At 44.3% G+C, this 17,263-nt stretch carries 13 protein-coding genes; 2 read left to right on the forward strand and 11 right to left on the reverse strand.

Features of this window, described 5'->3' with window-relative positions:
- Positions 1 to 124 precede the first annotated feature (124 nt).
- The 4 genes from DWY07_RS10505 to DWY07_RS10520 all read right to left on the reverse strand — a co-directional run bounded on the left by DWY07_RS10505 (position 125) and on the right by DWY07_RS10520 (position 5,069).
- Positions 125 to 1,777, reverse strand: coding sequence for a galactoside ABC transporter permease (locus tag DWY07_RS10505; protein ID WP_117808611.1), 1,653 nt, complete (start codon positions 1,775 to 1,777; stop codon positions 125 to 127).
- 18 nt (positions 1,778 to 1,795) lie between these two features.
- Positions 1,796 to 3,304, reverse strand: coding sequence for a sugar ABC transporter ATP-binding protein (locus DWY07_RS10510; RefSeq protein ID WP_008402285.1), 1,509 nt, complete (start codon positions 3,302 to 3,304; stop codon positions 1,796 to 1,798).
- A gap of 94 nt (positions 3,305 to 3,398) precedes the next feature.
- The gene (locus DWY07_RS10515; RefSeq protein ID WP_117808612.1) at positions 3,399 to 4,673 is read right to left on the reverse strand and encodes a substrate-binding domain-containing protein; all 1,275 of its coding nucleotides are present in this window, start codon (positions 4,671 to 4,673) and stop codon (positions 3,399 to 3,401) included.
- A gap of 195 nt (positions 4,674 to 4,868) precedes the next feature.
- Positions 4,869 to 5,069, reverse strand: coding sequence for a ferredoxin thioredoxin reductase catalytic beta chain (locus DWY07_RS10520; protein WP_117823043.1), 201 nt, complete (start codon positions 5,067 to 5,069; stop codon positions 4,869 to 4,871).
- Between the two features lie 247 nt (positions 5,070 to 5,316).
- On the opposite strand from DWY07_RS10520, the gene DWY07_RS10525 reads away from it, so the two are divergent.
- Together DWY07_RS10525 and DWY07_RS13450 are read left to right on the forward strand one after the other, a co-directional pair.
- On the forward strand, positions 5,317 to 6,051 hold the full coding sequence (locus DWY07_RS10525; RefSeq protein ID WP_117823045.1) for a LytTR family DNA-binding domain-containing protein: 735 nt from the start codon (positions 5,317 to 5,319) through the stop codon (positions 6,049 to 6,051).
- Positions 6,052 to 6,066: 15 nt separating this feature from the next.
- Complete coding sequence (locus DWY07_RS13450; protein WP_242997339.1) at positions 6,067 to 7,341, forward strand: ATP-binding protein; 1,275 nt, start codon at positions 6,067 to 6,069, stop codon at positions 7,339 to 7,341.
- A gap of 130 nt (positions 7,342 to 7,471) precedes the next feature.
- Here DWY07_RS13450 and DWY07_RS10535 read toward each other — a convergent pair whose 3' ends face one another.
- The 7 genes from DWY07_RS10535 to DWY07_RS10565 form a co-directional block, all read right to left on the reverse strand.
- The gene (locus DWY07_RS10535) at positions 7,472 to 7,957 is read right to left on the reverse strand and encodes a YaiI/YqxD family protein (protein ID WP_117808614.1); all 486 of its coding nucleotides are present in this window, start codon (positions 7,955 to 7,957) and stop codon (positions 7,472 to 7,474) included.
- A gap of 332 nt (positions 7,958 to 8,289) precedes the next feature.
- On the reverse strand, positions 8,290 to 9,255 hold the full coding sequence (locus DWY07_RS10540; protein ID WP_117808615.1) for a carbohydrate kinase: 966 nt from the start codon (positions 9,253 to 9,255) through the stop codon (positions 8,290 to 8,292).
- Between the two features lie 21 nt (positions 9,256 to 9,276).
- Entirely contained in the window at positions 9,277 to 10,755 is a 1,479-nt protein-coding gene (locus DWY07_RS10545; protein ID WP_117823047.1) for a glycoside hydrolase family 32 protein, read from the reverse strand.
- A gap of 21 nt (positions 10,756 to 10,776) precedes the next feature.
- The gene (gene rbsC, locus DWY07_RS10550; protein ID WP_008402271.1) at positions 10,777 to 11,796 is read right to left on the reverse strand and encodes a ribose ABC transporter permease; all 1,020 of its coding nucleotides are present in this window, start codon (positions 11,794 to 11,796) and stop codon (positions 10,777 to 10,779) included.
- Between the two features lies 1 nt (position 11,797).
- Positions 11,798 to 13,297, reverse strand: a complete 1,500-nt coding sequence (locus DWY07_RS10555) for a sugar ABC transporter ATP-binding protein (protein ID WP_008402270.1) — start codon at positions 13,295 to 13,297, stop codon at positions 11,798 to 11,800.
- A gap of 168 nt (positions 13,298 to 13,465) precedes the next feature.
- Positions 13,466 to 14,482 carry a sugar ABC transporter substrate-binding protein gene (locus DWY07_RS10560; protein WP_117808616.1) on the reverse strand — a complete coding sequence of 339 codons (1,017 nt, stop codon included), beginning with the start codon at positions 14,480 to 14,482 and terminating at the stop codon, positions 13,466 to 13,468.
- A 473-nt stretch (positions 14,483 to 14,955) separates the two neighbouring features.
- On the reverse strand, positions 14,956 to 17,058 hold the full coding sequence (locus tag DWY07_RS10565) for a LacI family DNA-binding transcriptional regulator (RefSeq protein WP_242997340.1): 2,103 nt from the start codon (positions 17,056 to 17,058) through the stop codon (positions 14,956 to 14,958).
- Positions 17,059 to 17,263: the final 205 nt, after the last annotated feature.

Here is a 17,263-nt window from a genome sequence, read left to right on the forward strand (position 1 = left end):
ATTTTAAAAGCCGCCCCGTTCAGTCTGGAGCCTGCATCTGTCAGCCTGACAGAAAGCATATCAAAGACGAACGGAGCGGCTTTTGATTTATATCGTTTTTTTTGTGAGCGATTATTACATTTCCTTACTTCTTCTGTACATACTTGAGACAGTCAAGAGTTACAGCCGCAAGGATGATGATACCTTCGAAAATGAACTGAAGGTTTGTATCAATACCAAGGATTGTCAGTGAGTATGTTAATGATGTGAAGATAAGTACACCAGTTACAACACCGGAGATCTTACCGATACCACCTGTAAATGATACACCACCAACTACACAGGCTGCAATGGCATCCATATCCCAGCCCTGTCCATAAGCAGCACTACCGGAACCTACCATTCTGTTACATTCAAGCCATGAACCGAATCCGTAAAGGATACCTGCAAGGATGAATGCGCCAAGTGTTACTTTGAATACTGAGATACCTGAAACTGCTGCTGCTTCCGGGTTTCCACCTACAGCGTACAGATTCTTACCAAATGTTGTCTTGTTCCAGATGAACCATACAACAATGATTGCTACAATTGCCCAAAGAATAATAGATGGGAAGCTGCCAAATGTAGGGATGAACATGCTAGGGATGGAAGAATCAATCGCACCGAATGATACACCCTTTGTTGCGTATGTTACTAAACCAAAGATAATCAGCATGTTCGCCATGGTCGAGATGAAAGGATGCATCTTGTACTTCGCCATGAAGAAACCTGCGATACTTGCAAATACTGTTGTAAGAATTATACAGGCTACCAGGGCAAGAATTGCTCTAGGAGCGGCCGGAATATTTGAGAAATCAAAGATATGTCCGAATACGCCACCTGTGTTAGGGCCGTTATGCATGATGATAGTTGCTGTAACCATACCCATACCTACCATACGTCCGATGGAAAGGTCAGTACCTGTAAGTAAGATCAGACCGGCAACACCGAGTGCAAGGAACATTCGAGGAGATGCCTGCTGTAAGATATTCAGGATATTGGTAACGGTTAATAACTGTGTATTCTTAACGATTGGTGTGATAATACAAAGTGCAATGAAGATCAGGATGATTACGATATACAGACCGTTCTTATAAAGGAACTGGGATGTATTAAATGTGTATTTGTAATTCTCGATCTTCTGAGCCTGCTTCTGACCAAATGTGTATTTGGACATCCGTAAGAGATCGATCAGATGGAACTTATGTGCAAATGCATCATGCTTTCTGTCCTTAATCTCCTGTAATCTGGATTCGTGAGACATCTGTGCATCAAATAATCTGTTCTTATATACATATTTCTCATCTTTGATCTCGTCTGCAGCGGACAGTTTGGCAAGTGTCTGTTCGTGCTCTGTCTTGATCGTTGCACGAACCTTCTCATACGCTTCGTTTTCTGCTGCTTTTTCTGCCTCGCAGCTTGCAACTACTTTATCATAGTATTTGCTGTTATAATTCTCGGAAAGGTACTTTTCTGCTTCTGCGATCAACTTGGATACCTTATCCTTGTTTGCTGCTTCTACACTCTTCGCCTTTTCCAGTCCGGCTTTTGCTGCTGCAACTGCTTTTGTTCTCTCATCCTTTGATAAGTTCTTGTCTTCCTTCGCAATTGCGATCTGGTTCTTATAGCTCTGAACCTTGTCAGATCCGTCTACACGGAGTGCATCGATCTGTGACTGTATTTTTCCTACATATTCATCAATCGGCTTTAAAAGCGCTGCTTCAGCATCAGCCGAAAGGATCTTACTTTTATCTGCCATAACCAAAACTCCTCTCTATTACAAATATTTCGCACTAAGTCTTAATAATTCTTCCTGGTTGGTCTCTTTTGTATTTACAATTCCTGCAAGATGACCGTTCGACATAACACCGATACGGTTTGTGATACCAAGGATCTCAGGCATCTCTGAGGATACAACGATGATCGTTTTACCCTGCTTTGCCATGTTGATGATCAGTTCATAGATCTCGTACTTGGCTCCTACATCAATACCTCTTGTAGGATCATCCATCATAAATACGTTAGGCGAACGCTCCAGCCATTTACCGAAGATAACCTTCTGCTGGTTACCACCGGAGAGGTTTGCGATCATATCATCCGGTCCCATACATTTTGTATGCATGACCTTGATCTCCTCTGCGGTTGCACGAACCATATCGTCATGGCTAAGTGCGATTCCGCTCTTATAATGGTTCATATTTGCAATTGTTGTATTAAATGTGATATCTGCTTTCAGGAAAAGTCCGTTTGCTTTTCTTTCCTCTGTGATCAGGGCAAAACCATGATCCATGGCATCCTTTGGTGATGAGAAGTTCATCATCTTGCCATTATAAAGTACATTTCCTGCTGCTCTTGTACGCATACCAAATATGGTTTCAAGGAGCTCTGTACGACCTGCACCTACCAGACCATACAGTCCGAAAATCTCACCTTTCTTAACATCAAATGTAATGTTCTGAAGCTTTGGTGCATACTTTGTTGACAGGTTCTGTACGGAGAGCACTGTCTCACCAGGCTCATTGTCTACAGGTGGGAATCTATTGTCAAGGGAACGACCAACCATTGCGGAGATCAGTTCGTTCATGTTTGTGTCCTTACTGTCTTTTGTCATTACCAGACTACCATCTCGAAGAACGGATATCTGGTCACAGATCTCGAAGATCTCATCCATTTTATGTGATATATAAATCAGGGAAATACCCTGTTCTTTTAACTGTCTCATCATCTTGAACAGCTTTGCAACCTCAGGTGCTGTCAGTGAAGATGTCGGCTCATCAAGTACAATTACTTTTGAGTTGTAAGAAATAGCCTTTGCGATCTCACACATCTGACGCTGCGATACTGACATTTTCTTCATCGGCTGTGTCAGATTTACGGTAATACCGAGCTTTCTGAACAGATCCGAAGCTTCTTTTTTCATTCTGCCCTCATCGATCACACCGAGGGAATTCTTTGGGTAACGTCCCAGGAACAGGTTGTCCACAACGCTTCTTTCAAGACACTGGTTAAGCTCCTGATGAACCATTGCAACTCCGTTTTCAAGGGCATCCTTTGGACCTGAGAAGTTTACTTCTTTACCATCTAATATTATAGTTCCTTCGTCCTTCTGATAGGTTCCGAAGAGACATTTCATCATTGTCGATTTTCCGGCACCGTTCTCACCCATAAGACCCATGATCGAACCCGGTTTCACATTCAGATTGATGTGATCCAGAACCTTGTTTCTACCGAATGATTTGCTCATGCCCTGAATCGATAAGATGTATTTATTCTTATCTTCTGCCATATCTCTACTTCCCTTTCTTAGTAAAAGAAGGGTATCAAATCTTGTATCTGACACCCCTCTGAGTTAAATCATTATTGCCTGCCGATCCGTTATCTTATTTGTTAAGAAGTGTTGTGTATGATGCTGCATTATCTGTCTTAACCATGTTGATCGCAAATGCGTCATATTCGCCCGGGTTACCAAGACGGTTTGTAATGTTAGACTCTGTCTGACCATCACCACCGATGTAATCTACTTTCAGGTTGAGCAGATCATCGTAGTTCTCAAGAAGTGGCTGGTATGTTGAGCTTAAGAAGTTATCTGAAGCGTTGTAAATATCAAGCCATACTTTCTTTGTTGGGCTCTTGCTTGAATCAAGCTGTTTTGAAACCTTGTCATAAACCTTTGTTGAATCTGTGAAATCCTGATAGTTTTCAGCAGTTACTGCTACGTTTAATGCGTAGTATGATCTTTCTTCCTCGCTATATCTGTAATCTTCACCTTCTGTTAAGCAGTTGCCGGCTTCATCTGCTGTACCGATACCTGTATCAACGTCTACACCATCAAGTGCGTTACGAAGAACTCTGAGTGTTAAGTAAGCCTGAACATCTGCATGCTGTGAAATTGTTCCGCCGTAACCTTCTGCAATAGCTGCTACTGCATCGCTGTTAGCATCGTATCCAAATGTAGGAACCTTGTTATCCTTTGCCCATGCATTGAACATTGACATTCCCATACCATCGTTATTTGAAACAACTACATCAATCTGATCACCGAATGAAGCTGTCCATGTTCCAATAGCGTTTCCTGCTGTTGCTGCATCCCATGTAGCACCTGCTGAGTTCTTCATTTCCTGTGAAGCAAGCTCACGGATTGTATATGTCTTACCACCTACATCAAGCTTTGCATCCTGAACAACTTTTGCTGATCCGTCTACGTTTGTACCTGCAGGTGTTGAATCAACTGCACCATTTGCATCAACTCCTGTGCCAAGTGCTGAACGAACACCACGAGTACGAGCGATTGAGTCATTGTGTCCGATATCACCGATTGCTAAAACGTATCCGATAACACCATCACCGTTACGGTCGATTGTTGCTGCATTTGCTTTGATATAATCAAGTACCATCTGACCCTGAAGCTCAGCACCCTGGTTAGCATCGAAGCCTACATAATAAGTATCTTTGTTGAAGCTTAATGCTTCCTTATCAAGTTCTCCTGTTGAGCTGTTGGATGGCTGACGGTTGAACCAGCAAAGTGGCTTATCCTTATTTGCAACTCCGCTTGAGCTGCTTCCGCCTGATCCGCCTGATCCGCCTGATCCACATCCTACCATTGATAATGCAAGTGTTGCTGCTGCAACGACAGCTATAATTTTTTTCTTTCTCATATTTCATTCCTCCTGTTTGTACATTTTGTTTATTTTTCGCTCTGTCTCATTGACTAAATTCATTATAATGTGACAAGCAGAAAGAAAGAATAGAATATTTTTGGATTTATTAGCAATTTTTTTGGATTTATTAATATTTTTATGTTTATTTTGACGAACAGGTTTGTCTGTTCTAATAATAATTCATATATTAGTTTACTTTTCTTTGTAATATAACTGACAATGGCAGTATCCCTCAAACTCCGGATCATTGATCTGATCCCGGAATTCCTTACAGATACATTTATTCTCCGGTATTTTTTCAAGCCTGCACGGACAATATCCATTCTTCCTTTTTAGTCCTTCTTTTACAGCTGCAACTATTTCTGTATTATCATTTAATCGTACTTTTCCCATAATTAAGCCTCCATTGATCCGGGTTCTCTTGATATTTTCAGTCTATCATGAAGCAGCTCCACATTCTACAACAGATTTTAATTTTTTGCATCCGCTACATGAAATGTCACTATATGCGCATGAAATATCCGTCGATTTGATCAGAACTATGCTATAATGAACTCAGGTCAATGAGTACGCCTGTACAAATGACGATCAACGACCGGCTTATCATATATTTGTTAAGCCATGATAAGGAGTAGATTTTTTGATACATATAGCGATTTGTGACGACAGCAAACAGGAACGGCAGATACTGGCAGCGCTTTTCAAACGATATCAGGAGCTTCATGCCACACCGCTTCAGATTCATATATTTCAAAATGGCTTCTCATTACTGGATGCCATCGATCAAGGAAAACGATTTGATATTACGATCCTGGACATTTTAATGCCAGGAGAAAACGGAATTGAGATTGCGAGAAATATCAGAGCTTCCGGAACAGATACCGAGATCATATTCCTGACAAGTTCTCCGGAATATGCGGTAGACAGCTACGAAGTAAAAGCCCAGAACTATCTGTTAAAACCGATAACCGAAGAAAAATTTTTTGCCTCCATAGATTCCATTCTTGCCGAACTGGATGAGAAAGATACCGCAAGCTTCATCATTTATACGACAGAGAAGCAGTACAGCCGGATCCGGGTATCCTCTCTGGTCTATGGTGAGGTCACACACAGAACCATCACCTTACATCTGGCAGATCAGACCATGATCTCTGCCGTAATGACCTTTACGGAATTTCAGGATATTCTGAAAGCCTATCCGGACTTTATATATCCACACCGTTCTTATGCGGTAAATATGAATTACATTCAATATGTTACGAAAAGCGATATCATCCTGACAGACGGCCAGAAGATTCCGCTTTCCAGAAATAACTACATGAAGATTTCGGAACAGTTTTTAAATTTTGCCTATACGAACTCTTTTGGAAAATAATAAGGAGACAATGATATGAGCTTCCTCTGCGACAGTATTTATTTTATTACCGTATTCCTCTTTGGTTCAGCAGCAAGCGTATGTTTTACCGGTGTTCCTTTTAACCGGAAAAATATACTCTCTCTGTCTGTTTTCTGTGCCCTCGACGGAATACTTCAGATCATTTCTTTCGCAGTCTTCGGACAGGAGATCTCCAGAGGGCTGTATCCGGTCGTTGTACATCTTCCGTTGGTGCTTTTTCTCTGGCTGATATACAAATGCTCATGGATCACTTCAATCGTCAGTGTCTTAACTGCCTATATGTGCTGCCAGATTCCTCTCTGGTGCGGACTGGCCGTTCGCTTATTTTCTGACAATAAGATCATCTATACGATCGTTTATGTCGGATGTGCCTTTGTAACCTTTTATTTCCTATACCACTATGAAGCAAATCTGACGCAGCATTTTATGCCAAAAGCAAATAAATCCGTCTATATTCTTGGCATTCTTCCGCTCTGCTACTATCTTTTCGATTATGCCTCTACGATTTATACCGATATGCTTTATACCAGCAACGAATTTGTAGTTCAGTTCATGCCGTCCATCTGCTGCATTTTCTATTTTGTTTTTATCTTTTATTATTATTATAAACTGGAAGAACAGGAACAGGCAGAACGCCTGGCAGAATCTCTTCATATGCAGCTTACACATGCTGCCATTGATCTGAATCATATGCGCACCATGCAGACACAGGCAGCCTCCTACCGCCATGATATGCGCCATCATTTTACTTATTTGCAGGCACTTGCAGGAACCGGGAATCTGGATAAGATTCAGGACTATATACAAACCGCCCAATCCGACTTAGATGCAATCACTCCAAAACGCTTCTGTTCAAACGAGCTGATCAACCTGCTTCTGTCCGCCTATGATACCAAAGCGGAATCAGAGGGCATCTCCCTGCTGGTTCAGGCTTCTATCCCTGCGGAACTTCCTCTGTCCGACACAAAGCTATGTGCGATTCTGTCAAATGCTCTGGAAAATGCGCTCCATGCATCGATCGAAACAGAGGAAAAATTCATACAGGTTCAGCTCGCCGAACGGAATCAGACGCTTCTGATCCAGATCAGCAATCCGTTTATCGGAACGGTTGCTTTTCAAAATGGGCTGCCTTTCTCCACGCAGACAGGACATGGTTTCGGAACTAAGAATATTGCTGCGATCGCCGACTCCTATCATGGTCAGTTCCAGTTCTTTGCAAAAGACGAGATCTTCACCGTCAGAGTATTACTGCCGCTGGTGGAAACCTGATACTTCTTACTCTGTCCGTCCGAAAAGCTCATATATGACCACATCACGCTATGATCAGCAACCAGCCATCATTCTCAGCTTCATTTTTCCATTTTACAAACAAATATACAATATAGAAATAGCCATGCAACTATTTTCTTTGTTCATCATTTTCCTTCGAACTGCCTTCATTTGCCTTTGCCATCCGTATGAGTTTTTCAAAGGATTGAGCAAAACGTAAATCATCATCTTCTGTACGTTTTCTCGGTCCTTTCATATGATGCTTATGAGAACTTCGCCTTGCTTTCTTGTTAAGATGCCGTTCCATCAGCATCTGGTCAATATTTTCATTTGTATACCACTTACCGGATTGATGAATGGCATATGCCCCTTTACCAAGTGCCATAGCAGCAACGCCATAATCCTGTGACACTACGATATCCCCTTTATGGCATATGCTGATCAGCTTATAATCTACTGCATCCGCACCGGCACCAACCACTATAACTTCACTGTAATCAGAATACAGCACATGGTTCGTGTCACACAAAAGTGTAGTTGGTATATTATATTTTTCTGCGATCGTCTCAACAATGTCCACTACCGGACACGCATCTGCATCAACAAATATCTGCATTATTATTTCTCCATCTAAATCATTCTTATCAGCCTTCACCCACTTAAGAAAAGCCTTATTCGCAATGACTTTGAAAAAATGTATGAGAGGGTATGTTCTCTGCCGGCAGCTTAGTTGGCAGAACTTCTCATTTTATTTTGTGCTAAATCTTGACACAGGACCAATGATTATTTTTTTGTTCACCAACCACATATTATAGGAAATGGAATTATGAGTCAATGCACTTTTGAATGATTATACTGTCCAAATGTTAGATTGTACAAAAAAGAAGACCGGAAACTCTCCGGTCTTCAGGGTTAAGGGAAAATTTTATGTGAAAAATTGTAGTACACTTACTTTACTGCGAGTCTCTCAAATGTCTCGCTCTCTTCAGGAATCGATCTGAGTCCTCCGCGCTTCTCGACACACAGGCTCGCCACCGCATTTCCATATCTCGCAAATTCTTCAAGCTCGTCTATACTGAATTCCTCCAGGCTCTTGTCCGCCCTTATAAGCTGCGATACAAATGCCCCCCAGAACGAATCTCCAGCTCCGGTTGTGTCGACCACATGGCTGACAAATCCAGGAACTTTTCTGCTGCCATCCCTGCTGCATATCAGCACACCCTCACTTCCCAGGGTGACCGCAACAAGTCTGACGCCTGTTCCAAGGAGATACTCCGCAGCCTCCTTCGGATCTTCAAATGGTGTGAGGAGTGCCGTCTCCTCATCCGAAAGCTTCATTATATCTACAAACGGGAGAATACTCTTCATTCTCTCCATCGCATTTTCTCTGTTGTCCCACAGCGGCTCTCTGTAATTTGGATCATAGGATATCACCGCTCCGTATTTTCTCGCCTCTCTCACCGCCTGGAATGTGGTGGTTCTGGCCGGTTCATCCGTGAGAGACAGCGAACCTATATGGAACACCTTTGTGTCTCTTAGCAGGTCGGCATCCACTTCCTTGTAACAGAGCATTGTGTCCGCTCCCGGCTTTCTGGCAAATGAGAATTCACGCTCTCCGTTCTCATCCAGAGTGACAAATGCCAAAGTGGTAAATACCGTGTCATCGACAACTATACCTCTGGTATCTATCCCTGCCTGCTTTGCCGTCTCAATAAGGAAATTGCCATGCATGTCATCCCCGACCTTTCCTATAAACGCGGTCTTAAGTCCGGCCTTGCTGACTGCCGTGAGCATATTTACCGGAGCGCCTCCGGGATTCTGCTCGAAGAGCTTCATCCCGGAATCAGTGCTTCCGGCAGGGGTAAAGTCTATCAGGAATTCACCAAGAGCCACAACATCATATTTCTTTTCCATGTTGGATCCTCCTTGTGAATTTTACTTTCCTGTGATCTCTATGTCATAGAATTCTACTCTTGCATCCTGTGCCAGAAGTCCTGTCTCAAACTCAGGCTTTGCATATATCCTGTATGTAAATGCCACCTGTTCTCCGACAAATACCTCCACCATATCATGGTCAACGATGATCTTCACATCTATCTCGCTGCCCTCTGTTATGTCAAATGTCTTCTCGCACACTCTGACTCCATCAGGGCCCGGCTCCGTTGCAGGAGGCACAGCCTGACAAGACTGAACCCAGAACGGGTCAACTCCCATAGGAAGATTTACCAATGACACTCTCTGCATGGCCACATCGAACTCAAGGAGAAGGCATCCGCTTGCTTCCTTGTCTGACTTGAGCAGTATACCGAAATGGTCATACACCTCTCTAGGCATGATCTTGCACTTCAGCATGTAGCTCTCCTCGTTGTGTCCAAGGAATCCGTATGTACATGTGCTTACTGAATCCATCTCAACCAGTCTGTCTCCGTGAAGCTCTGCATTTCCAAGTACAGGGATGTAATCCCATGCCACAGGCTTCTCAAATACATGCTCATATTCCTTTGGAAGCTTTACGTCAAGTCCTCCATCCGCTGTGGCAACTACCTCGTGCGGCACGCAGAAGGTTCCGCCCCAGTACCATTCACCTCTGTCGCTTCTGTCTGCTCTGTCGTGAGCCCAACCGAAGTAGAAGCGTCTGCCGTCATCATCCTGCATGGACTTGGCTGCGTAGAATCTTCTTCCGCCTATGCCATCCTTCTTTGGCTTTCTCCATGGGCCAAATGGCGACTTTGCAACTCTGTATATTGTATTTACATATTCTGAGAATCTTGAGTATGAGAGATACCAATTGTCTCCCATCTTGTACATCTCAGGGCACTCAGGACAGTTGGTGTGTCCCGGTGAATATACCGGTCCGTAATATTCCCAGTTGACCAGATCCTTTGATCTGTAGAGAACTATACATCCTCTTCTGGTTATCGGCATATCCAACCTTCTCGCTGATATGAGGATCCAGTAACATTTGTCCTCCTCATTGTAGAATACATATGGATCTCTCCAGTCAAGCTTCTCGTAAAGCTCTATCATAGGTGTGATGACCGGATTGGCTGCATCCTTCACCCACGTGATTCCATCGTCACTTGTAGCGTGGCATATGGTCTGCTGATACTCTGCGGTGAGGCAGTAGCCTGTATAGAATGCATGGTATTTGCCCTCGCCGTATATGACTGATCCAGTCCATACTCCTGATGCATCCGGCTCGTCGCCCTCGCCCGGATAGAGCGCTGTAGGAAGCTCCTCCCAGTGCACCAGATCATCTGATACACTGTGGCTCCATGTTGTTCTGAGTCTTGCCGGGTACACTGTTGTTCCCGGAGGGGAAGTCAGTGAGAATATATGATATTTGCCCTCGTGGTAGAAAGGTATTGCATCTCCCGTGGAATCCGCGAAGGACATCTTTCTAAAAATCTCCATATTATCATTCCTCTCTTTCTACTAGTTTGCTGCAAGTTTCTTCTTTTTGAGGAGCTCAAGCTTGCCCTTCTGTCCATCAAGGAGTACCGCACATGCGATGATGAGACCCTTGATGATGAGCTGCCAGTATGATGACACTCCGATAAGGTTAAGACCATTTGAGATGATTCCGATGACCATGGCACCAAATACTGTTCCACTGATCCTTCCTTTACCACCTGTCATAGAGGTTCCGCCAAGTACACAGGCCGCGATGGCATCAAGCTCGTATCCGCTTCCAACTGAAGGCTGGCCTGAGTACATTCTTGAACAGAGTACAAGTCCTGCGAATGCTGAGAGAAGTCCTGATATTGTAAACACTATGATCTCTATCTTCTTGATAGGTACACCTGAAAGTCTTGCAGCCTCGCGGTTACCACCTATCGCGTATACGTATGTTCCGAACTTTGTCTTACTGAGGATGAAGCTGAACAGTATGATGAGCACTACCATGTACACTACCGGAAGTGGAATCACATTGAACAGATATCCTGTACCGATCTCGATGAAGAGCTTGTTTGTGATACGTGTTGACTGTCCACCTGTGTAGACATAAGCTATACCACTTGCTATGTTCATCATGGCCATTGTGATGATGAATGCAGGCACCTTGAAATTGGCTACTATGAAACCACTTACAAAGCCAGCCGCTGTGCCGACCAGAAGGCCTGCTGCTATTGCTACACCGAGAGGAAGTCCCTGATTAACTATAAAACCTACGGTCAGAGTTCCCGACATAGCTACTATCGATCCAACTGACAGGTCAATGTGACCAAGTATGATTATGAGTGTCATTCCAAGTGCTATGTATGTGTTGATCGATATCTGTCTAAGCACTGATATGATGTTGTTGGTCGTTAAAAACTTGTCTGTGGCAAGTGCTACGGCCACACACATGATTATCAGAACCACTATGATTCCTATGTTGCCCTTGACTATGGATGTCAGGGGATTGTTTTTTAATATAGAAGTTGCTTTTGAATTCTTCTTTGTCTCGCCCATATTATTCGATACCTCCTGCAGCGTATTTCATTATCTCTTCCTGTGAGAGCTCGTCCTTTGACAGCTTCTTCACGAGTTTTCCGGCTCTGACCACACATACGTTGTCGCACATGTTGATGATCTCAGGAAGCTCACTGGATACCATGATTATCGCTATGCCTTCCTTTGCCAGTTCATTGATTACTGTGTATATCTCAAATTTTGCATTTACATCAACGCCTCTGGTCGGCTCATCCAGAATGAGCACATCCGGCTTGGTTGCAAGCCATTTGCCCAGAACTACCTTCTGCTGATTTCCACCTGACAGGCTGCCCGCCTCGATCTCAGGTGACGCCGCCTTGATCCGCAACCGCTTTGAATAATGGTCTATGACCTCACCGCGCTTTTTCTCGCTTATGGCGATTCCATTCATATAGAATCTGAGGGATGAGAGTGTAAGGTTGAACGCCACGCTGTTGCCGAGCACCAGTCCCTGCTTCTTTCTGTCCTCAGGAACCAGGGCTACGCCTGACTTAATCGCCTGCATCGGATTCTTGAAGTGTACCAGCTTTCCGCCGAGTATCACCTCGCCTGATGTAGGCTGTGTGGCACCAAATACCGCCTCCATGATCTCGCTTCGTCCGGCACCGACCAGACCTGAGAATCCCAGGATCTCACCCTTGTGTACCGAAAAACTTATATCTTCAAAGACACCTGTCTGCGAAAGGTTCTTTACCTCCAGAGCAACCTCTGCCTTGTCCATGTCACAGTAATCCCTGGCATAGAAGCTCTCCAGATCTCTTCCTACCATCATCGCAACCAGCTCATTCGGGTTGGTCTCAGATGTCTTTTTTGTTCCTACGTATGCACCATCCCTGATGACGGTAACTCTGTCAGATATCCTGAAGAGCTCCTCCATTCTGTGGGAGATGTAGATTATACTTACCTGTTTCTTTCTGAGATTCTCAATGATCTCAAATAACTGCTCCACCTCTTCATTTGAGAGTGATGAGGTAGGCTCATCCATAACTATGATCTTACCGTTGAATGAGACCGCCTTGACGATCTCCACCATCTGCTGCTGTGCGATGGTCAGATTCTCTACTATCGTGTCTGCTTTTATATTCACACCGAGGGACGATATCATCTCCTCTGCTCTTCTGTTCATCTCTGCAAAGTCCAGCGTTCCAAGCTTTGTCCTTATCTCTCTGCCGAGAAACAGATTCTGTGCCACCGAAAGATATGGAACAAGTACGATTTCCTGATGTATTATTCCTATACCATTTTCTCTGGCAGCCGGAACTCCGTTGATCTTGACCTCCTTGCCATTTACCTTGATGATTCCGCTGTCGGGCTGGTAAATTCCGCCGAGGACCTTAATCAGTGTGGACTTTCCTGCACCATTCTCACCGAGCAGTGCATGTACCTCTCCCAGCTCAAGGGAAAAGTCGATGCCACTTAAAGCATATATTCCGGAGAAGCTTTTCTTTATCCCTATCATTTCCAGAACTGTCTGTCCCATATTAAACCTCCAAGTTTCTAAAATAGATCTTTTGTTATCCTGCTTTTTCGGGATCTCGGCCGGAGATCTAAGATCCCCGGTCTCTCCCGTGTTATATACACCTATGTTGTGTCATGTATGTCCAGCCGGGGGCAGCCCCGTGCTGTTACTGCCGGCTTCGATCCGGCCTTACTGCCAATCGTTAACTGTCTGCTCAGCCTCATCCTTGAGTACGAGGTGTGAGTCAAGATATACCTTCTTCTCGTCGATCGTTGTATCTCCGCCCACATACTTCTGTGCTGCGTTGAATGCGTACTCAGCAATCTGTACAGGAACCTGACATGCAACTGCTGTGAACTCGCCGTCGAGGAGTGCCTGCTTGCCATCTGGTGAAGCATCGATACTGTATACACCAATCTGGCCTGTCTTGTTGGCTGCCTTAACTGCTGCTGCAGCGCCAAGTGCTGAAGGATCATTGATACAGAAGAATGCCTGAAGATCTGTGTTTGCTGTGATGATATCCTCTGCAAGGCTCATTGATGCATCAAGTGCTGCCTCGCCATCCTGCTGTGCTACGATGTTGAACTTATCCTTGTTATCACCGAGTCCGTCAAGGAAACCATTTACACGGTCTACACAACTCTCATTTGATGGGAAGTCAAGGATCGCAATGTCTGCTCCGTCCGGATAATCCTTAGCCATCTGCTCACCGACAAGCTGTCCTGCCATGTAAGCATTTGTTCCAACGAACTGTGTTACGAAGTTCTCTATGTCATCCTCGATAACTGCTGTATCTACATTGAAGATTGGGATTCCTGCATCCTTGATCTCTGCAAGACCTGATGTGATACCTGCTGAATCAACCGGGATGATGAACACTGCGTCGTATCCACTATTTGCCACGTCTGATAACTGGCTGAGCTGTGTGTTCAGATCGTAGTCAGGATCAAGACATGTATATGATATTCCGTTCGCATCGCAGAGCTCCTTGAGCTTGGCATCAATTGAACTCTGGAATGTATTGTTGAGTGTGTTTGTACAAAATGCAAATGACAGGTCAGATGACTTTGTGCTCTCCTGCTTTGTACCTGAATCAGATGAACCGCTGCCCGAAGCGTTTCCTGATCCTGATCCACAACCTGCCAGTAAACTGAGTGACATGCACAGGCATGCTCCAACTGCTAATAACTTTTTAAATTTTCTCATAATTTTTACCTCCACTATCATGTGTTTTCTTTGCTAACTCGTTGTCGAAAAACTGTTTTTAACCGGTTTATTTACGTAATTTTTAAACTGTTTTTCGTCCCTTGCATGTTTTGATGATATAACCTTTGTCGGTTATTGTCAATATCAAGTGTTTTATTTATTGTTTATTCGTCATTTTGCACAAATGAAGCTCGATTGCATTATAGGGTTCGCAGGTCTTTTATAGTTTTTTTACGTAAATATTTTGCCAGATGTCATACTTATGGGATTTGTAGTGTATGATTGGCACCCGTTACTTGTCACCTTGTCTCTTGTGTATAAACGCAAAAAATCCGCCAGAAAGATACAATTTTCTCTCTAACGGATTCTTTTTTAGATAAAAAGATACAGTTTCTAACTCTGTCCGACACAGGCTAACTAAAGATGTCATATCACCTCAATCTGTCCGGCACGGACTAACTAAAGATGTCATATCACCTCAATCTGTCCGGCATGGACTCATGGAAGATTTCCTTCCATGCAAGCCTGAGCTGTTTTGGCTCAACCTGATACGGCTGAACTCCCACATACTTTGGAAGCTGTTCTTCACTTACCAGGGACTTGGCAACAACTGCCGCGGCCGCTCTTCCCTGCTCGTATGGTCTCTGCGTGCTGAGTCCCTTGACGATTCCTTCCTCCATGCACCTGGCAATTCCATGATCAAGGTCCGTGGTGAACACCGCCACATCCTCCCTGCCAAGCTCCTTGAGTGCCTTTATAACCAGAAGTGCCGGGCGATCCCAGCTCACATACATTGCCTCAATTTCAGGATTGGCAGTTATCACGTCCTGGGCTACCTGATATGCATTGGATATCTCTCCAAAACTCCTGATCGTAACTATGTCAATATCAGGATAACTGTCCTTGATTATCCTCTCAGCGGCGTTATCCCTGACTCTTGTTCCATAGAATGCCGCACCATGAATAATGAAACCTGCCTTTTTTTTCTTGTTCTCCTTGCAGTATTCCCCCAGCATTCTTCCCGTGTTCGTTCCATTCTCCGACTCATTTACTGATACACAGGACACATAGCTGTTCTTGGACATGCCATCCGGAACATTGCTTATGAACACCAGCTTTGACACTTTGGAAAGTTCCTGAAACTTCTCTCTGGTACGGCTGTCATCCGCCGGAATAGCTATAACTGCGTCCGGCTTCTGAAGTCTTATTCCATCAAGCTGCGCATTCTGCAGTTCCGAGTCAAAGTGCGCATCCATAACCGACACCACGTCTATCCCGAACTGCTCAAGCTCCTCACGGATACCCTTCTCATGAAGCTCAGCCCATGACGTACCTGTGTAATGGAATGATATGGCAACTCTGAAATGTCCTGCCTTCAGCCTCTGTTTTTCCTCCTTCGTCAGCACCACGGAATCAGGGGCAGCTGCCTTATCTCCAAATGGTCCATTATCCAGCATCTTGGTGGATTTCCTGACAACCAGTTCCACATCGGCATAGCAGTCATGGGATATGACCGCCCCTGTGTTGATTTTCTCAAAAAGCATTCCAACTGCCTTGGTGCTTAACCCCTTCACATCTCTTCTGATTATGGTAAGCGGAGGATATGTAAGTTCTGACCAGCTCTCATCACCAAACCCAACCACAGATATCTCTCCCGGACAGTCGATTCCCATATCTCTCAGTGTCTTCATGAGGTAGAGCGTTATTCTGTTGCCCCCCGCAAGAACTGCGGTCGGCCTGTATCTGCGGAGCGCCTTCTGGATGACGAGCATACAGTCATCTTCGCCATTTTCCAGTGTCACATCCACTATATTCGCATCGTTTGTATTTATATTGTATTTCCGCAGAGCACTCAGGAAACCTTTTGTTCTCTCATCCCTGGTGGTACTGTCCGTACTCTCTCTGAAAAACAAAACATTCTTGTGTCCACTCGCGAGCAGATAATCTGCGCCCTTAAATATAGCCTCCCTGTCTCGGAACTCAACTGAGTCTATCCCTGATCCAAGTATATTTCTCTCCACGCAGACAAATGGAACGCCTGACTGTATAAGCTTTGTGTAGTTGGTTGCCACATCACTCACCGGTGCATGTATGATACCGGCAACCTTCTTGTTGACCAGAAGTCCGTCAAGCACCTGTGCCTCCTCCTTAAGATCATTGTCTGTTATCGCCACAAGGAACTGATATCCCTGTACACTGACAAGCTGCTTCACATAAGCTACCACATCTCTGTATATCGTACTTTCAATGTTCGGAATGACTGCAACGATCGTAGACTCTCGGCCAACCAGCAGTTTTCTCTCCTTATCTGCTATCTTATTCTGATATCCCGTCTCTACAATAATCTTCTCTATCTTATCCACAAGCTCAGGTCTTACATACCTTGTCCTGTTGATAACATGGGAAACTGTAGCTATGGACACCCCTGCCATATCCGCAATCTCTTTTATTGTAACCTTTGACTTGCCCATATCTCGTCCTTTCTCCTTTATCACAGATATAACTCTGGCTTCCGTACATTGCCACTGGCAACGCCCTTTTCCGATATTATAATCTACTTTTCTATGTTTGTGCAACCACTGTCATCATCCAGACTACTGGCTCTGCGATGTCTACTGGCACCATGCAGTTGCCGGCTCCACCATTACATAAAACAGCACAAATTTTTCACAAAATGCAGAAAAAAAGATAAAAACGCCAAGTTATTTCCTGGTATTTCCCGGGTCCCAGGGGCAGCAGATACTTAGTTCTGCCAGTTGATGTTCTCCCCCTGCAGCAACG

This window comes from Clostridium sp. AF23-6LB (genome assembly GCF_003461085.1).
In the GTDB taxonomy this organism is placed as follows: Bacteria; Bacillota; Clostridia; order Lachnospirales; family Lachnospiraceae; genus Coprococcus; species Coprococcus ammoniilyticus.

Coding starts and splice junctions, on each gene's coding strand:
- rbsC (WP_008402271.1), bottom strand. CDS start 11,796: ATGGGCGAGACAAAGAAGAATTCAAAAGCAACTTCTATATTAAAAAAC.
- DWY07_RS10555 (WP_008402270.1), bottom strand. CDS start 13,297: ATGGGACAGACAGTTCTGGAAATGATAGGGATAAAGAAAAGCTTCTCC.
- DWY07_RS10545 (WP_117823047.1), bottom strand. CDS start 10,755: ATGGAGATTTTTAGAAAGATGTCCTTCGCGGATTCCACGGGAGATGCA.
- DWY07_RS10515 (WP_117808612.1), bottom strand. CDS start 4,673: ATGAGAAAGAAAAAAATTATAGCTGTCGTTGCAGCAGCAACACTTGCA.
- DWY07_RS10520 (WP_117823043.1), bottom strand. CDS start 5,069: ATGGGAAAAGTACGATTAAATGATAATACAGAAATAGTTGCAGCTGTA.
- DWY07_RS10535 (WP_117808614.1), bottom strand. CDS start 7,957: ATGCAGATATTTGTTGATGCAGATGCGTGTCCGGTAGTGGACATTGTT.
- DWY07_RS10505 (WP_117808611.1), bottom strand. CDS start 1,777: ATGGCAGATAAAAGTAAGATCCTTTCGGCTGATGCTGAAGCAGCGCTT.
- DWY07_RS13450 (WP_242997339.1), top strand. CDS start 6,067: ATGAGCTTCCTCTGCGACAGTATTTATTTTATTACCGTATTCCTCTTT.
- DWY07_RS10560 (WP_117808616.1), bottom strand. CDS start 14,482: ATGAGAAAATTTAAAAAGTTATTAGCAGTTGGAGCATGCCTGTGCATG.
- DWY07_RS10540 (WP_117808615.1), bottom strand. CDS start 9,255: ATGGAAAAGAAATATGATGTTGTGGCTCTTGGTGAATTCCTGATAGAC.
- DWY07_RS10510 (WP_008402285.1), bottom strand. CDS start 3,304: ATGGCAGAAGATAAGAATAAATACATCTTATCGATTCAGGGCATGAGC.